Raw genomic sequence first — 16,301 nt, forward strand, 5'->3', positions numbered from 1 at the left:
TGCACCGCCGTAGCAGAAAAAACTTCTGCCGCTGCTGCCCCGGGAGTAAAATACAGTAACAGTTCAGACCGGTCTGAACTGTTACAAAATATATTACCTTACTGTAAAATGATATGCAGTCATGGTGGAGTAGGTCTCCCCTGCCCTGCATACCGGGCTCTCGAAGTTATCATGATGTATGGCATCCGGAAAATACTGTGTTTCAAAGCAGACTGCCGCCCGCCTTGGATATACCGCCTGCTTCTTTCCCGGTTCCTGATCCAGAAAATTAGATGTATATATCTGCATACCCGGCAGGTCTGTCCACACCTCCATAATAATGCCGCTCACGTCACCGGCCGCTTCCGCTACTTTAGCAAATTTTCCATTATTTTTCAATACCCAGTTGTGGTCATACCCCTGGCCAAGACGTGTTGCCTCGTAGTCTGCATCGATCCCGATGCCGATTTCCTTTGGTTTTCTAAAATCCATCGGCGTACCGTCTACAGCCGTCAGTTCTCCCGTTGGAATTGACTCGGCGTCCGCTCTTGTAAAGTAATCCGCATCCACCGTCATCCGGTGCTTCAGCACATCACCGCTGCCATGGCCGTTCAGGTTGAAATAACTGTGATTTGTCATATTAATGACCGTGTCCTGATCCGGAACTGCATGGTACTTCATGCGCAGGGTGTTATCCTGGGTCAGTTCATAAGTCACCCGCATATCGAGCGCTCCGGGAAATCCCTGGTCACCGTCCGGGCTGTGAAGAACAAATGTAATACTTTCCCCGGACTTTTCCTCCACTTTCCAGAACCTTTTATTATAATAGGCCGTTCCGCTGTGCAGATTATTGTTATTGTCATTTTTCTCCAGCGGATAGGTAATCCCGTCCAGTTCAAAGCAGGCCCCGCCGATGCGGTTTGCATTTCTGCCAACCGGTGCGCCGAAGGATGCACCGCCAGCCTCATATGCAGCGGAATCATCATACCCCAGTACGACATCCACCGGTCTGTCCTCTTTGTCCAAAACCGTCAGTTCCACAAGTGCAGCTCCGTAATCCGTCACGGATATGTTCATCCCGTTCTTATTTGTTAACGTATACAAAAATGCAGTCTGCCCATTTCCTGCTGTCCCAAATTCTTTTTCTGTCAATGTTCCCATCTTCTGTCTCCTCCGTTCTCATCGAAATAATTTTCTCAGGCGCCGCAGGAATGATGGCTTTTCGGCCGGTTTTTCCTGGCGCTTAGTATGCAGCGCTTCTTTCATAAATACTTCCTGGGCGCTGATTCTTTTCTCCGTCTGCTCTTTCTTTTTATAGGTTCCGTCGCTTTGCATCACTCGTGCTTTTACATTATCAGCCAGCATGATATTCAGGCCCCGGACCAGACGCCGCCTAATGGCCTCGTCATAGATGGGGCAGGCTACCTCCACCCGCTTTTCCGTATTGCGTGTCATCATATCCGCAGAGCCAATATAAACCTTCTGCGAAGCACCGCTTCCGAACACAAACACCCGGGGATGTTCCAAAAATCTTCCCACAATGCTGGTCACCGTCAGGTTCTCCGTCTCCCCCGGAATTCCCGGAAGGATACAGCAGATTCCACGCACGAGCAGGTCAATCTTAACCCCCGCCCTGGAGGCTTCCGCCGCCTTATTTATAAAATCCATATCCGTTACGGAATTCATCTTCATAATAATCCTGCCCTCAGTACCTTTTTGGATCTCCTCATCCATCAGCATCAGCACCTTTGGCTTCAGGCTTGTCGGCGACACAATCAAATGCTGATAGGCGCCGTCCAGGTTCCCTATGGACATATTCTTAAAAAATACCGCCGCATCCTCCCCGATAGACTGGCTGGATGTAAGCAAAGTATAGTCTGTGTACATCTTTGCGGTCTTCTCGTTATAATTGCCGGTCCCAATCTGGGTAATGTATTTGATCTCATTCTTATTCCTGTAAGTAATCAGGCAGATCTTGGAATGAACCTTGTAGCCTTCAAAACCGTAAATGACACGGCATCCGGCCTCCTCCATCCGTTCAGACCAGTCGATGTTATTCTGCTCGTCAAACCGTGCCCTGAGTTCAATCAGAGCCGTCACCTCTTTCCCATTCTCGGCCGCCGCACAAAGATATTCCACGAGACGGGTTTTCTTTGCCAGCCGGTAAATGGTAATCTTGATTGTCATGACATTGGGATCCACGGATGCTTCTTTGATCATCTGGAGAAACGGCTCCATGGACTCATAGGGGAAGGAAAGCAGAATATCACGCTTCTTCACCTGGGCCAGTACGCTGCCCTCTGAGACGGAAGGGGACGGCTGCGGTGAAAACGGCTCGTCAATCAGCGACCTCCTCATGGAAACCGGAACCTTTTCTGCAATTGCAAACATATAATCCAGCTTCATAGGCATCTTTGTGCGGAAAATACAGGATGGGGTTATATTAAACTTATCACAAAAATATTTCTCCATCTCTTTTGTAAGAGGATCTGCAGTCTCCAGGCGCACAACCGCCATCCTTTTTCTTTTATGCAGCGTTTCCTTCATGATAAAACGAAAATCTTCATTATCCGCAAAAGCCTCATCATCCGGTGAAATATCCGCATTGCGCGTTACACAGATGTAGTTTTTTTCTGATACCTGATACTGCTCAAATACAAGGTCCAGATATTCCATAATTACCTTCTCCATCCGGATATATCTGATATCATGTCCGGGCAGATACAGGATATCGGAGATGAACTGCGGCACGGGCACAATCCCCATCATACTTTTATTATCCATTTTCAGGTCCGCCACCACGTAGATCTCTTTATTCAGCAAATGAGGGAACGGGTGGTTTGCATCCACAATCTGCGGCGACAGGACAGGAAGCACCTGCTCTTTGAAATATTTCTTCACGTACTTCTTCTCCTGGGGATCCAGCTCCTTAAAATCCAGACCGCACACGCCGTACGGATGGAGCTGCTTTTTAATGTCCGCATAGGTTTTATCCCGTTCTTTATACAGCGGCGCCACAGCCGCATATATGGCGTCCAGCTGTTCCTCCGCTGTCATGCCGGACTTGCTGTCTACGGTCTTGTTATCAACAGAGGCCATATCATACAGGCTTCCGACACGTATCATAAAAAATTCATCCAAATTGCTCGTAAAAATTGCGACAAACTTCATCCGCTCCAAAAGCGGCACACTATCATCACGCGCCTCCTCCAACACCCGCTGGTTAAAACGCAGCCAGGACAGCTCTCTGTTTTGTGTATAGTCTAATGTCTTTCTGCTCATACTCTCTTCCTCATCTTTCACAGTAATATCCTTAAGGCACAGGGCTGCCGCTCTTTTAATGAAGCGGGCTGCCGGATTCCCAACGGGCATCCGCTTTCGGGTATAAATACCTGAAATCCCATGATGACCTTAGCATGCATTGAGGTGCCTTTCTATCCTGATTACATAAAATATTGTTAAATCCTTGTTAAAACTGCAGACCTGCCGCCCCTCAGCCTTCCATAATTTTCACAAAAAAAGTACGGTTTCTGGGGCCGTCGTATTCACAGAAATACAAATCCTGCCAAATCCCAAGCAGGATCTCCCCGTCATTCAGAATCAATGTCTGTGACGCCCCTGTCACGGCAGTCTTCATATGCGCATGGGAATTTCCCTCCGCATGACGGTAAAAAGGCGCTTCCAGAGGAAATACTTCCTCGAATCCGGCAAGCATATCGTGCACAACATCGGGATCCGCGTTCTCATTGATCGTAAACCCTGCTGTCGTATGCGGAGAGTATACGACGATAATTCCATCCTTCACTCCGCTCCTGGCCACATCCTCTCGCACCATATTGGTTACCTTTGTCATCTGCTGTGCATTCTTTGTAGAAATGTGATGTTCAAACAAATTCATATTCCGGCCTCCTTTTCTTTTAACAGTCTGCTTAAGTGGCAGTTATTGATTTTACGATGTACCAGTAATGCTGCTTTGCTGCGTATTATTGTGTAAGGTATTCCATCAGCCTGCCGTATTCCTGCTCCATCAGCTGATATCCATGGTCATAAAACGCGGTCAGCGTCTCCGTGTTCCGTTCCATCCTGGCTACCGGCTTCACAAGCGGACGCAGCACAAATATCTTCCCCTGTCTCTCCAGTGTCTCCAGATGGTTCATCGTACGGTTATAGTAAAAACTTCTGGTCAATATCGCCCTTACCAGGTTCGGATAGGATCTGTAGGCTCTTCGGTATACCTCCGCCAGTCCGGAAGATATTTTCTTCTTTCTGTATCCCGCATTTCTGGTCAGAATGACCACGACCTTGTCATTGCCCAGCTCCATTGCATGCTTCAACGGTACACTGTCCGCAAGCCCTCCGTCCAGATAGGGGACATCGTCTATCTTCACAATCGGCGTCACCAGCGGCATGCTTGAAGACGCACGGCAAATCTTCATGAGCCTCTCTTTTTCACTGTTCTCTTTGAAATACTCCGCTTTTCCGGTCAGACAATTGGTTGCCACCAGTTCGCACTCTATCTCGGACTTAAAATAAGTCTCATAGTCAAACGGATAGATTTGATTCGGAAAAATGTCGAAAATCAAATCCATATTCATCAGGCTGCGCTCTTTGACAAACTTCCGGAAACCATAATAATAACTGCCGCTTTTATCTGTAGGTATCATGCAGTCCCTGGTTCTGCCCGGCTGCCTGGAAACATAGTCCACTGCATTGCACGCCCCGGCCGAAACTCCGATCACATGTGACATATACACTTCCTGCTCCATCAGATAATCCAGGACTCCCGATGAAAATACTCCGCGTGTTGCTCCGCCTTCCAAAACTAATGTTGCTTTCTGCATAAATTCTCCTCGCTTTCTTTTCTCATTATATAACGATTTTCTCTATTCGAAAACAACAAACTTTTAATTTTCGTGAAAACCGCCCGAAACCTTGCCATTTCCATCCATCTCATGTTAATATAAGCGTTGGGATTACAGGAACATGAATATAAAGGAGATTATGCTATGATCAGTGCAAATAATGTAACCTTGCGCGTTGGTAAAAAAGCGCTGTTTGAAGATGTCAATATCAAATTTACAGAAGGAAACTGCTACGGTATGATTGGCGCCAACGGCGCGGGAAAATCTACGTTTCTAAAGATTTTATCCGGTCAGCTGGAACCTACCAAAGGCGAGGTCAATATCACACCGGGGGAACGTCTTTCCTTTCTGCAGCAGGATCATTACAAATACGACGAGTTTATCGTGCTTGACACCGTAATTATGGGGAATGCGCGTTTGTATGAGATTATGAAAGAAAAGGAAGTCATCTATGCAAAAGAAGATTTTACGGATGAGGACGGAATCCGGGCAAGTGAGCTGGAGGCGGAATTTGCAACCATGAACGGCTGGGAGGCGGAATCAGACGCAGCCACCCTCCTGAACGGCCTCGGCATCGACACCGAACTCCATTATAAATATCTGAAAGATCTGACTGGCGCAGAAAAGGTTAAGGTACTTCTTGCCCAGGCATTATTCGGCAACCCGGATATCCTGCTTCTGGACGAGCCCACCAACCACCTGGACCTGGATGCAATCGCATGGCTGGAAGAATTCCTGATCAACTTTGACAACACGGTCATCGTCGTTTCCCATGACCGTTACTTTTTGAATAAGGTATGTACGCAGATAGCCGATATTGACTACGGCAAGATCCAGCTATACGCCGGCAACTATGATTTCTGGTATGAATCCAGCCAGCTGCTGATCCGTCAGATGAAGGAAGCCAACAAGAAAAAGGAAGAAAAGATCAAGGAACTGCAGGATTTCATCTCCCGGTTCAGCGCGAACGCTTCCAAGTCCAAGCAGGCAACCTCACGTAAGAGGGCTTTGGAAAAGATCGAACTGGATGAGATCAAACCGTCCAGCAGAAAATATCCATACATTGATTTTCGTCCGGACCGTGAGATCGGGAACGAAGTTCTTTCCGTAGAAGGGCTTTCCAAGACCATTGACGGAGAAAAAATACTGGACAACCTTACCTTTACGCTCGGACACGATGATAAGGTTGCCTTTGTCGGCAGCAACGAGCTTGCCAAAACGGTATTGTTTAAAATCCTGATCGGGGAAATGGAGCCGGACGAAGGAACATATAAATGGGGAATCACCACCACACAGGCGTATTTTCCAAAAGACTTCGGCGGGGAGTTTGATAATGACTATACCATCACCGAATGGCTCACCCAGTATTCCGAGAACAAAGATGTGACCTATGTCCGCGGGTTCCTCGGCAGAATGCTCTTTGCCGGTGAAGACGGTGTGAAGCGCTTAAGGGTTCTTTCCGGTGGAGAGAAGGTTCGCTGTCTGCTGTCCAAGATGATGATTTCCGGCGCCAACGTCCTGCTGTTGGATGAGCCGACCAACCATCTGGATATGGAGGCAATCACCGCACTCAACAACGGGATGATTAAATTCCCGGGAGTTCTGCTTTTCACATCCCGTGACCACCAAATTGTGCAGACAACCGCCAACCGGATCATGGAAATCGTACCGGGCGGTAAACTGATCGATAAGATCACGACCTATGACGAGTACCTCGAGAGCGATGAGATGGCTAGAAAACGGCAGACATACAGCGTCGTTACGGAAGAGGATGATTAAAATTTTATTGAGCGGGGAATTTTAATTGGTGGGGACGCCTATCTGAAACGGGGAGAGGGATGCCTCCCGGAGAAATGGGGATGGTTCCGGATGTAACCCGTTTGCGGAGAAGTACTAACGTAAAATGAGCTGCCCACGAGGGCACGTACAACATGCAGCCAGAAAGCCTGATGCTTTCTGGCCTTAAGGTTGTACTGGAAAGTGATTTTGGTAAATCACTTTCCATCCCTCGTGGGCAGTTCATTTTGCGTAAGTACTTCTAGTACAGCAGTGCATTAATCTTTCAGTAATAAGTGCCTGATATCTGCGTCAGAGGTGTGCCTGCTTTCGCGACGGCGTAGTGGTTCCTACGTCTAGCGAAAGCAGGTGCAGCTATGGCGTAGAGAGCAGGTGCTTATTGCTGAATTATTAGTGCACTGCTGTACTAGACCACGCACTCTAAACATCCGGAACCATCCCCATTTCTCCGGGAGGCATCCCTCTCCCCGTTTCAGATAGGCTGGGCGCATCAGAATTGTTAGATGCCCGCTTTTTGAGGAAATTGGCGGGAGCGGCGGATTGGGTTGGGTTAAGAAGTTAGATGAGCGGGGACGGTTGTTTTATCCCTGCATTCCTATGATTATTCCTAGTATATATGGGATCAGCCAGATTGACCAGACTATGATGCTGAACTTGTGAAATACTTTTTTGGCTTTTTCATTGTTTTTTGCAAGTATGACTGCCGCCCAGACGGCATGAAATGCCATTAAGAGAAGGGCAATCAGGCCTGTTATTGCATGCAGGTTGAGTGAAAAGCCGGTACCTGATATTTTGCCCATGATTGTCGTTCCTGTGGTATCACAGATAAAGCCCATCCAGAATACTAGGACGTGCCATTTCATTAATACTCCTTTTTTCTTTTCGCCAAATACCCCGATTGTATAGAATGTAAGCGCCAGGGTCATAAAAATAATCGCTGCGATCAGTAATTTAGACATATAAACCTCCCAGTTGAATGATGTAAAACGTTTTTCATGGCTTCTTAATGCTGTTTATACTTATAGTAATTGCGGCCGAACAGAAGGCCGGCCCCGAATAGGGCGGTGCCGAGCCCTGTATAAAAAACAGCGATAAATACATCCGGCGCAAGGTTAAATGAACGGATTGAAATCCCGAATATCATCATAAAGGCCATGATGCAGAATGATTTGATGTCGAAAAATTTTAAAAAGAACTGTAATTCCTCCTCGTATTTCTGTATCCTGTCGGTATGTTTCACCGTCAGTTTATAAAAGACCATAAACCAGAATATAAGAAAAACGACGGCTGAAAGGAACAGGTTTAAAATTGTAACATATCCTGTATAGGATTTGATTCCTATACGAAGAATATTGAATCCCGCCGCAAGCCATACGAGACTTGCTATTATCAATAAATTTTCTTTTTTTACTTTCATGTTGAACCTCCGAAAACATCTGAACATTGTTCATTTTGGGTCAAAATTTACCCACTCCGAAAGTGGGGACACATTTTGCCTGAGTCTCTGTGTACCGGCACGTTAAGTCCGCTGAATAGGGCTGGCAGACTTACGCAGGTTTCAGACGATGGATTAATAAAGACATCTCTTTACGATCTCCAGCAGTCCTGCACTATTTTGCTGAGTATCCGTCAGCGATGAAAAAAAGATCATAAGGATATAGTCTGTAAACAGTTCCGGTGTCAGGCATTCATTAAATGCATCTTCCCTCACGCTGGAATCTTTCTTTAATATTTCCAGAAGACTTTCCTTTAATTGGGTGAAATATTCCTCCATCCTTCTGCGTCCTCTCACTTTATCCTCTGAGGCAAAACTTAGCGCATGCATGGAAAAAAACTCCGGATATTTCCGTCCTCCTTCTTTCATGCTCTCATACATCCATGAAAGGCAGTCCGCAAAACATACAAACCTGGGATTTCCGCCTGATATATGAAAAATGTCCTTCCAAATACTTTCAATTGCCGCACATAGCAGATCGGATTTGGATGGAAAGTAATTATAGATCGAGCCGACCGCTACATTACACTCTGCAGCAACAGAACGCATATTGACGGCAGAAAGCCCTTTTTCTTTCACAATTCTCTGACAGGCTTCGATAATTGCCTCTTCTGACGTAGCCGTCAAGTTCATTTAAAACACCTCCTGCGCGAAACTGAACATCGTTCATTTTGAATAATACTCCATCAAGTGCCACATGTCAAGTGGCAGAATGGATGGGCAGATGCCGTTACTGTGCACGCCCGCAGGGTGTGAGCAGTAACATTCCATTCCAATATCATAAAACAGGTATCCGCAATCCCGTCCGGGATTATGGATACCTGTTTTGCATTCTTTACGTTGTTCATAACGCTTCGAGTAAAGCTTCTTTGCCTTCTTCGGGACTTTCTATTCTTCTTTTAATTCCTGTCAGGTAGTCTAAAACATCTACCCATTCATTTGTTGGATAGTCTGTGCTTTTAATTCTTTCTATACAATTGATCAGCTCCCTGTGAAAATCATCTTTCCGCAAATCAGAAATATAGCTGGCACCTACCTGATGCGCCAAAAATTCTAACAGCCCCTCTTCTCTTGACATAGTTCATTCCTCCTTACGGCACTGTGGATTAAAGCAGACTTTATTCTGCATTATTGGTAAAATAGTATTAGTTGGATGCATCTTGTGAAGAAAAAGGTAGACTTTGGTCTGCAAGTGCATTTCGTAACTTTTTAGATCGTAAAAGGTGACTTTTTATAGGAAAATGCCTAAATTTTCCATATATTTTTTAAAATTTCTGTTTTAATTTATATTATCAATAATGCAGAATAAAGTCTACCTTTTTCTGCATTATTTGCCTTATTTTTACATCCCGTCTTTCTGGCTGCACCACTTTTTAAAAGTTTTAAAATCCACATTCAGCCTTCTTGAGGCTTCTCTGGCGCTGATTTCATTGCGCTTCCACTGCCAATAGGTTTTCTCAAATGCTTTTGGTATCTTCAGGCTGCGTCTGCCAAAACGAACTCCCCGCGCCTTTGCTACTGCGATGCCTTCGGCCTGCCTCTGGCGGATACTTTCACGCTCGCTCTGTGCAACAAATGACAGCAGCTGCAGTACAATATCGGCAATCAATGTTCCTACCAGATCTTTTCCTTTTCTGGTATCCAGAAGCGGCATATCAATCACCACAATGTCCGCGCCTATCTCCTTCGTTATGTATCTCCACTGCTCAATAATATCCTCATAGTTTCTGCCCAGGCGGTCAATTGACTTTACATAGAGCACGTCCTCCTCTTTCAGGTTTTTCAAAAGTCTTTTATACTCGGGCCTGTCAAAGTCTTTTCCGGATATTTTTTCAACGTAAAGATTTTTTTCCGGTATCTTCAGGGATTCCATTGCAACCAACTGTCGTTCTACATTCTGGTCTTTTGAAGATACCCTAACATAACCAAAGCTTTTGTGCATTATTTTCCCTCCTTTTACGACACAACTATTATCGCATATTTATACACCGCCTCTTGCTGGTATATTTTTCCAATTATGTATTTTGACAGGTGTTAGGCGGGTTGCTTTTAGGGGAGCAGAATGCGTTCACAAAACGCGGGGCGGCTTATGCAATATCGTTTTCATAGGAAGATATTACAACGCAAAAGGAGGACAGCAAAGGCAAAAGTATAATCCGGATTATACCTGTTCCTGGTTCCAGAACGCGCAGCCTTCCGGCTTCGGCTGGAATGTCCAGGCTGCCTGTGCAGTCCTTCTTTTAATTACTCCGGCTGACTGGTGCATTGTAAATGCAAGTTAATTATTATTCGAGGTACTAGTACAGTAGTGCACTAATACTAGCATTTCTCCGCCCTCCGGTTCTCGACTGGCCTTTTTCTAATAATACACCCGTCCTTCTTCAATGATTTCTGCTCTTCCATTCTGTACTGTAACTTCAGTCACTGAACAATTCGCAGGTACTCCGTTTTCCCAGAATCTCGCAATATCCTTCTGTCCTTTTATAAGGTTCAGCATTGCTGTGAGGGCGGCTCCATGTGTAGAAATCAAAAGTGTTTTATCCTCATACTCTGTTCTGGCATACAACTCCTGAAGAAAGTCCTGGATCCTGTCTTCCAGTTGTCTGATCGATTCTCCCCCTTCAGGCACAATATAGTTCTTCGTGTCAGTAAAAAGTTTGTTAAACTCATCGCTGCCTGGCTCTTTGTTCTCGCCCCTGCAGCACATTCCCTCTGCTACGCCAAATCCCATTTCCTGGATCCGGATATCCTCATATAACGGTACATTTCTCCCTGCCAGAATTAGTTGCGCTGTTTCCTTCGCCCTGGACAAAGGACTCGTATATGCGGCGGCAAACGAAATATCCCTCAGCCCATTTGCCGTCTCTTCCGCCAGGTATCTTCCATACGCATTCAAGGAAATATCGGAATGTCCCTGAACTTTTTTTAATTTATTCCATGCTGTTTCGCCATGGCGAACAAGATATAACTTCATTATCTGCCTCCCTGATATATAATCTTATGAATAAACATATTTTACAGGATACTTTTTCGTAAATCATATTTCTCTGCTTATTTAGTATAATCATTACTTTTTCTTTCGTCAACTTTTACTTCTTGTCTTATTTACCAGATGCCTTTATAATAGTTGGTGAAATTAAATTAACTTAATACCCCAGGGGATTCTGCCGCCAATCCCTTGCATGTGGATCCACCCGCAGTACATAGGTTGTTGGCTGCCCCTGGGTATACAAAAAGGAGATTATTATGGAAAAAATTGCAAGTTTTACAATAGACCACTTAAAATTGGTTCCAGGTCTTTATGTTTCCAGAAGAGATGAGGTAAACGGAAATCCTATTACTACTTTTGATATTCGTATGACCAGCCCAAATGATGAACCAGTTATGAATACCGCTGAAGTTCATACATTGGAGCACATCGGCGCTACCTTTCTGAGGAACCATCCCGATTTTAAAGACAAAGTACTCTACTTTGGGCCGATGGGATGCCGGACCGGATTTTATCTGCTTCTGGCAGGACAATATCAGCCGGAAGATATCGTTGGGCTTATCAGGGATATGTTCAGTTATATATCTGGATTTGAAGGAGAAGTGCCAGGCGCAGCAGCCAGGGACTGCGGCAATTATCTGGACATGAATCTTCCTATGGCGAAATATGTGGCGAAAAAATATCTGCAGAATGTGCTCATCGACATACAGGATTATCAAATGTATTATCCGGAGTAAGGAAGTAGTTGCTTGGACACCATAGTAGTGTAACATAGAGACAGCGCTTCCATCCGTTCCTATGTTACGCTACTGCGGATGTTTCATCCAGGAATGTGGACTCCTTCACTTTTTTAGAAATTTAATGGTTACGACCAATGGAAGTAGGCTGCATTTTAGTTTTGTTTCAAGTGTGTTCTTTTTTCATCTCATTATCCAGTGTAGTTCTTGACCTTGGAGTTTTGCTGTGGTATTCTGATTTTATCTTAAGTGGCTGGTGTTCATACCAATTTCAGGCCACGGGATTTCTATCTTATTCCGGTGCTTCATTTTCGAAGTGTTATCCGTAATTAGAAAAATTTATTTTAACAGATGAGGAGTCTGCTTATGGCTAAAATGCTGAAGGATTATTTTCCGATTATTCAGACAAGAAAGGAGGTGCTCGGAGAGATTGGATGCCTGGCTTTCGTTTCTGGCATTTGATGAACCCGAACGTATAATGGATTTGATTGAGCGGTTCCCAGAATTCAGAGGTTTGTATGAGGATGTCTATGAGATGTGCCGCAATATCGAGGGAGTGATGAATATGTATTCTAAGGAACTTGCTGAACTCGACCGCAACACGGTGCAGTATATGATCGAGGAACAAGAGAAAGTAATTAAAGAACAAAAGGAGCAGCTCGATAAAAAAGATTCTCTGCTAATTAGACAGGCCGAAGAAATTGCCTCATTAAAAAAGAGGCTTGAAAGATTGTCGGAAAAGAAATGATATCCCCTGCTTATAATGTATTCCTGCCAAACAGATATGTAAAACAGTAAGTCAAATCTGAATATCACCCAACCATAACAGCCAGCAAATAAACTTTCCACAACCCCTATGTCCTGTGGTGAAGGCATCCCGTGCAATTGGATTCTGCATGCACTTACCTGCCCTCTGCGTTTATATGCTGGCTTTTTATCGTTCTTTTTGTTTCCCCTTATTTATGTTCTTCTGCCTCTACCCCCGGCATGATTTTGTATAGCGGTTATTTCTGCGAAGCACTTCCTCTCGGATATACTGATAGGTCGGCTCTTCGCCTTTCTCAGCGAGCATAACCAGCAGTTTTTCCAGCAGCGCCTCGGTTTCCTTGTGCATCAGATAGTGTCCCTTCCCCGCCATAAAGTACTCAAGGGGATCGGTCTTCTTATAAGCTTTGCCTTTGTATATTCTGCAGGCCGCGATGCGGTCCAGAAACATTTCTACTACATAACGGACCGGCATTTTCATGCCTGTCATATCTTTTTCGCCGTTTAATCCATAATCAATCCAATATTCATAATGATGTTTATTCCGGCCTTTATGATGCAGCCATGCCTTGGACAGGCCCTTTTCCTCCCGCTCCGCATTGTTTGGGCTTCTGTTTCCCTGATAGTATCTGCAGCCTACGCTGAATTCTGTCCAGCTGTATTTGGAAAGGTCATGCAAGAGCCCCTGCCAGTACAGGCCCACCCGGAAGCATTCCTTCATGACCAATAGTTTATGTCTGGTTATTGTACAAAAATGCCGTATTGCTTTCATACCGCTTTAACGTCCTTCCTGTCTTCCTGCCAGCCGGTATTTATTTTCCGATCAGAAGCAAGATGCTTCTTTCTTTTAATACCATTGTCTTCTGGTTTTCCAGAAGCTGCGGCTTTTCCAGTATTCCCTCTGCCGTGTCCATAACCCGGTACCACTTCTTTTTCTTTGGCAGGGCAGGCAGGGCAAATGTATGTTTAACCCAATGCATATTGTAGGCTATAAAACAGTCATTGTCGTTCTGCCCGCTTGCACAGTACAAGACCCCCAGCTGTCTGCTTGAGACATCTGCCGGTACCTGCCATGCATTTTCCCCGTGATAGGATACATCCGGAGTGCCGCACGAGATCTGATCCAGCCCCAGCAGCGCATCCGGCCTGTGCAGCACGGGATGATCCCTGCGGAGAGCAATCAGCGCTTTTACGTACTGGAATAAAGAATCATTATTCTTTAGTCTATTCCAATTCAACCAGGATAGTTCATTGTCCTGGCAGTATACATTGTTATTTCCCTTCTGGGTATTTTCAAACTCATCGCCTGCAAGCAGACAGGGAGTTCCCTGGGCTGTCAACAGGAGAAAGAATGCATTTTTTATCTGATTTCTGCGAAGCTCCATAATGGAGCGTTTTCTGCTAGGCCCCTCTGCGCCGCAGTTCCAGCTGTAATTATAGACGGGACCATCGTGATTATGTTCACCGTTAGCCTCATTGTGCTTTTCATCATAGGATACAAGATCCGCCAGGGTGAATCCGGTGTGCGCGGTTATATAGTTGCAGCAGCCATCCTCCTTTGTGTTGCGGCGGAGCGCCCATATCACATCGTCTATCATCCCCTCGTCCCCCTTCAGGAACCGGCGCATCACATTCTGGAACCACTCTTCCTTTTTCAGAATCTTGACCCCCTTTAAAAGAGGATCAGCCATAAGCCCGTCCCATGATACATGATAGGGATTGACCACAAACCCGTCTACATGGTATTCCAGCATATAGTACTGCAGGCATTCCAGAGCGGTCTGATGCAGAATGCCCTCCTCAAAAGGCATTTCCAGGATGACCTCTATTCCTGCTTTGTGGAAGGCTTTTACCATTTCTTTTAACTCTGCGGCAGCATCTCCCGCAGCACTGTAGGCCGCCTTGGGCGCAAAATAACAGCCCCGGCCATAGCCCCAGTAATTTGTTCGTTTTCCCGCATACTCTTCAAACTCGTAGACGGGCATGCACTGTATCTGGTTGATTCCAAGTTCCTGCAGATATGGAAGCTTTTCCACCACTCCCATATAAGTCCCCTTATGCTTTACCTTTGAAGAACTGTGCATGGTAAATCCACGGATATGGAGACTGTAGGCAATGACTTCATGATAAGGGATGCAGGGTCTTCTGTCCTCATCCCAATCGAAGTTCCCCGTCAGAAAGGCGCCCCGTACTTTATGCGACTCCAGATCTTCTTTCTGACCAAAGTTACGGTGGCCGGTTATGCGCCTCACATATGGATCCAGAGTGACCTTCCCGCCGATCCGGTAATTATACTCATATTCCTGCGGGTTGAGCCCTTCCAGTGCAAGAAAGCGTACCTCTCCCATCGCAGGGTCTTCCTGCATGGGATATACTGCCTCAACGTCCGCACTGCCGGCCCGGTACAGCAGCAGCTCACATAACTTCCCCGGTGGTACGGAAACGGCAAAATTCATGCTTTCGGTTCCGATTGTCACGCCTAATGGCCGCGGGCTTCCCTGTACTTTTTTCATAATCTGAAGTCCTCTCTTCCTGCTGTCACTGCCAGCCGTCAGTTCCATACATCTCTACGTTATCCTTATTTATAAAAAATGTTTCCTCATAAATTTCTTTTTCATAATCATTGCCTTCCAGGATGGCAATCCCCGTTTCCACGGCTTTTTTACCGATATTGATGGGCGACTGTGCACCGGTTCCTGCAATGGAGGTCCCTGCTTTCGAGAGCTCACTCTTCACTCCCGGCGAGCCGTCTACGCCATATATCAGGATATCGTTTCTGCCCGCTTCTTCCACGGCCTCCAGCACTCCGAGCGCCACCTGGTCATTTCCGCACATGACAGCGTCTATCTCCGGTTTTTCTGCCAGTATGCGCTTCATTTCACTTTTGGCATTCTCTTTTTTTCCCTGGACATCCGCTCTTGCCAGCACCTCAAAACCGCCGTTGGCAATCGCCTCCTCAAAGCCTGTTATTCTCTCATTAATTGAATTCATGGACGGACACTCCAGAATGACAATCCTGCCCCCGTCCGGACGCTGCTTCATCAGGTCCTCACCGCACAGAAACCCGGCGTTTTTATTATCGGAACCAACATAAGCGTCTATCAAATCTGTATCCTTTACCTGTGTATCTATATTAATCACCGGTATATCAGCCTCTTTCAGCGCTTCCAAAGCCGGCGTGATCTTCTCCCAGTCTACCGGGCACAAAAAGACCGCATCCACACCCTGCTCAATCATTTCCTGAATCTGCTCAATCTGTACATTTACATCTGTGCCGGGATCCTTGACTGTCAGGTGATACTCCTGTTCGGACAGCGCGGTTTCAATGGACATCTTTAAGGTGTCAAAATAGGGGTTCCCCATATCAATACAGCTGTAACCAAATGTATAGCCAGTCTCCTCTTCCCCCTCGTCTTCACCTTCTTCTGTCTCTGTATCCTGTACGGCATTATCTTCAGGCGTACCCACATTCTTTTTACATCCTGCCAGCAGCAAACACGCCGTCAGGACAATGAGTAATACGCTCAGTAACTTTTTTTTCATTCAATACCCTCCTGTTCAGCAAAATTTAAGAACCTTCTTCCATTCTATCGTGTTTCTCCCCAATGTCAATAGGAAGTTACTGATCAGACCGTGCCGTGCCCCCCGCTGCACGGCATCGGAGCCGCTGAAGTGAT

The 16,301-nt window shown here is 45.8% G+C and carries 16 protein-coding genes; 3 read left to right on the forward strand and 13 right to left on the reverse strand.

Annotation, left to right across the window (positions count from 1 at the left end; genetic code table 11):
• Nucleotides 1–93 precede the first annotated feature (93 nt).
• The 4 genes from BN1938_RS22130 to BN1938_RS22145 all read right to left on the reverse strand — a co-directional run bounded on the left by BN1938_RS22130 (nt 94) and on the right by BN1938_RS22145 (nt 4,820).
• A complete protein-coding gene (locus BN1938_RS22130; RefSeq protein WP_050642553.1) occupies nt 94–1,140 on the reverse strand; it encodes an aldose epimerase family protein in 1,047 nt (348 codons plus the stop codon).
• An 18-nt stretch (nt 1,141–1,158) separates the two neighbouring features.
• Nucleotides 1,159–3,282, reverse strand: coding sequence for a polyphosphate kinase 1 (gene ppk1 / locus BN1938_RS22135; RefSeq protein ID WP_255350425.1), 2,124 nt, complete (start codon nt 3,280–3,282; stop codon nt 1,159–1,161).
• 190 nt (nt 3,283–3,472) lie between these two features.
• A complete protein-coding gene (locus BN1938_RS22140) occupies nt 3,473–3,877 on the reverse strand; it encodes a secondary thiamine-phosphate synthase enzyme YjbQ (protein WP_025657745.1) in 405 nt (134 codons plus the stop codon).
• An 85-nt stretch (nt 3,878–3,962) separates the two neighbouring features.
• Entirely contained in the window at nt 3,963–4,820 is an 858-nt protein-coding gene (locus BN1938_RS22145; protein WP_050642554.1) for a patatin-like phospholipase family protein, read from the reverse strand.
• Nucleotides 4,821–4,985: 165 nt separating this feature from the next.
• Between BN1938_RS22145 and BN1938_RS22150 the strand changes: the two genes are divergently transcribed.
• The gene (locus BN1938_RS22150) at nt 4,986–6,620 is read left to right on the forward strand and encodes an ABC-F family ATP-binding cassette domain-containing protein (RefSeq protein ID WP_050642555.1); all 1,635 of its coding nucleotides are present in this window, start codon (nt 4,986–4,988) and stop codon (nt 6,618–6,620) included.
• Nucleotides 6,621–7,219: 599 nt separating this feature from the next.
• Here the strand turns inward: BN1938_RS22150 and BN1938_RS22155 are convergent.
• From BN1938_RS22155 to BN1938_RS22180, 6 genes are all read right to left on the reverse strand, one after another.
• Nucleotides 7,220–7,597 carry an HsmA family protein gene (locus BN1938_RS22155; protein ID WP_050642556.1) on the reverse strand — a complete coding sequence of 126 codons (378 nt, stop codon included), beginning with the start codon at nt 7,595–7,597 and terminating at the stop codon, nt 7,220–7,222.
• Nucleotides 7,598–7,641: 44 nt separating this feature from the next.
• Complete coding sequence (locus BN1938_RS22160) at nt 7,642–8,055, reverse strand: hypothetical protein (RefSeq protein ID WP_050642557.1); 414 nt, start codon at nt 8,053–8,055, stop codon at nt 7,642–7,644.
• Between the two features lie 153 nt (nt 8,056–8,208).
• Entirely contained in the window at nt 8,209–8,766 is a 558-nt protein-coding gene (locus BN1938_RS22165; RefSeq protein WP_050642558.1) for a TetR/AcrR family transcriptional regulator, read from the reverse strand.
• A 211-nt stretch (nt 8,767–8,977) separates the two neighbouring features.
• Complete coding sequence (locus BN1938_RS22170) at nt 8,978–9,211, reverse strand: hypothetical protein (protein ID WP_050642559.1); 234 nt, start codon at nt 9,209–9,211, stop codon at nt 8,978–8,980.
• 264 nt (nt 9,212–9,475) lie between these two features.
• The gene (locus tag BN1938_RS22175) at nt 9,476–10,075 is read right to left on the reverse strand and encodes a recombinase family protein (protein WP_050642560.1); all 600 of its coding nucleotides are present in this window, start codon (nt 10,073–10,075) and stop codon (nt 9,476–9,478) included.
• 417 nt (nt 10,076–10,492) lie between these two features.
• Nucleotides 10,493–11,107, reverse strand: a complete 615-nt coding sequence (locus tag BN1938_RS22180) for a histidine phosphatase family protein (protein WP_050642561.1) — start codon at nt 11,105–11,107, stop codon at nt 10,493–10,495.
• A 272-nt stretch (nt 11,108–11,379) separates the two neighbouring features.
• Between BN1938_RS22180 and BN1938_RS22185 the strand changes: the two genes are divergently transcribed.
• Complete coding sequence (locus BN1938_RS22185; RefSeq protein WP_050642562.1) at nt 11,380–11,859, forward strand: S-ribosylhomocysteine lyase; 480 nt, start codon at nt 11,380–11,382, stop codon at nt 11,857–11,859.
• 430 nt (nt 11,860–12,289) lie between these two features.
• Nucleotides 12,290–12,607: a hypothetical protein gene (locus BN1938_RS22190; RefSeq protein WP_050642563.1), complete on the forward strand. Its 318-nt coding sequence runs from the start codon at nt 12,290–12,292 to the stop codon at nt 12,605–12,607.
• A 228-nt stretch (nt 12,608–12,835) separates the two neighbouring features.
• On the opposite strand, the gene BN1938_RS22195 is transcribed toward BN1938_RS22190, so the two are convergent.
• Genes BN1938_RS22195 through BN1938_RS22205 form a run of 3 tightly spaced genes read right to left on the reverse strand, consistent with a single transcriptional unit; the run spans nt 12,836 to nt 16,167 of the window.
• Complete coding sequence (locus BN1938_RS22195) at nt 12,836–13,396, reverse strand: DUF5662 family protein (RefSeq protein WP_050642564.1); 561 nt, start codon at nt 13,394–13,396, stop codon at nt 12,836–12,838.
• 40 nt (nt 13,397–13,436) lie between these two features.
• Entirely contained in the window at nt 13,437–15,137 is a 1,701-nt protein-coding gene (locus BN1938_RS22200) for an alpha-amylase family glycosyl hydrolase (protein ID WP_050642809.1), read from the reverse strand.
• Nucleotides 15,138–15,162: 25 nt separating this feature from the next.
• Nucleotides 15,163–16,167 carry a sugar ABC transporter substrate-binding protein gene (locus tag BN1938_RS22205; protein ID WP_050642565.1) on the reverse strand — a complete coding sequence of 335 codons (1,005 nt, stop codon included), beginning with the start codon at nt 16,165–16,167 and terminating at the stop codon, nt 15,163–15,165.
• Between the last annotated feature and the right edge of the window lie 134 nt (nt 16,168–16,301).

The organism is Eubacterium sp. SB2, assembly GCF_001244405.1.
GTDB lineage: Bacteria > Bacillota > Clostridia > Lachnospirales > Lachnospiraceae > Faecalicatena > Faecalicatena contortus_B.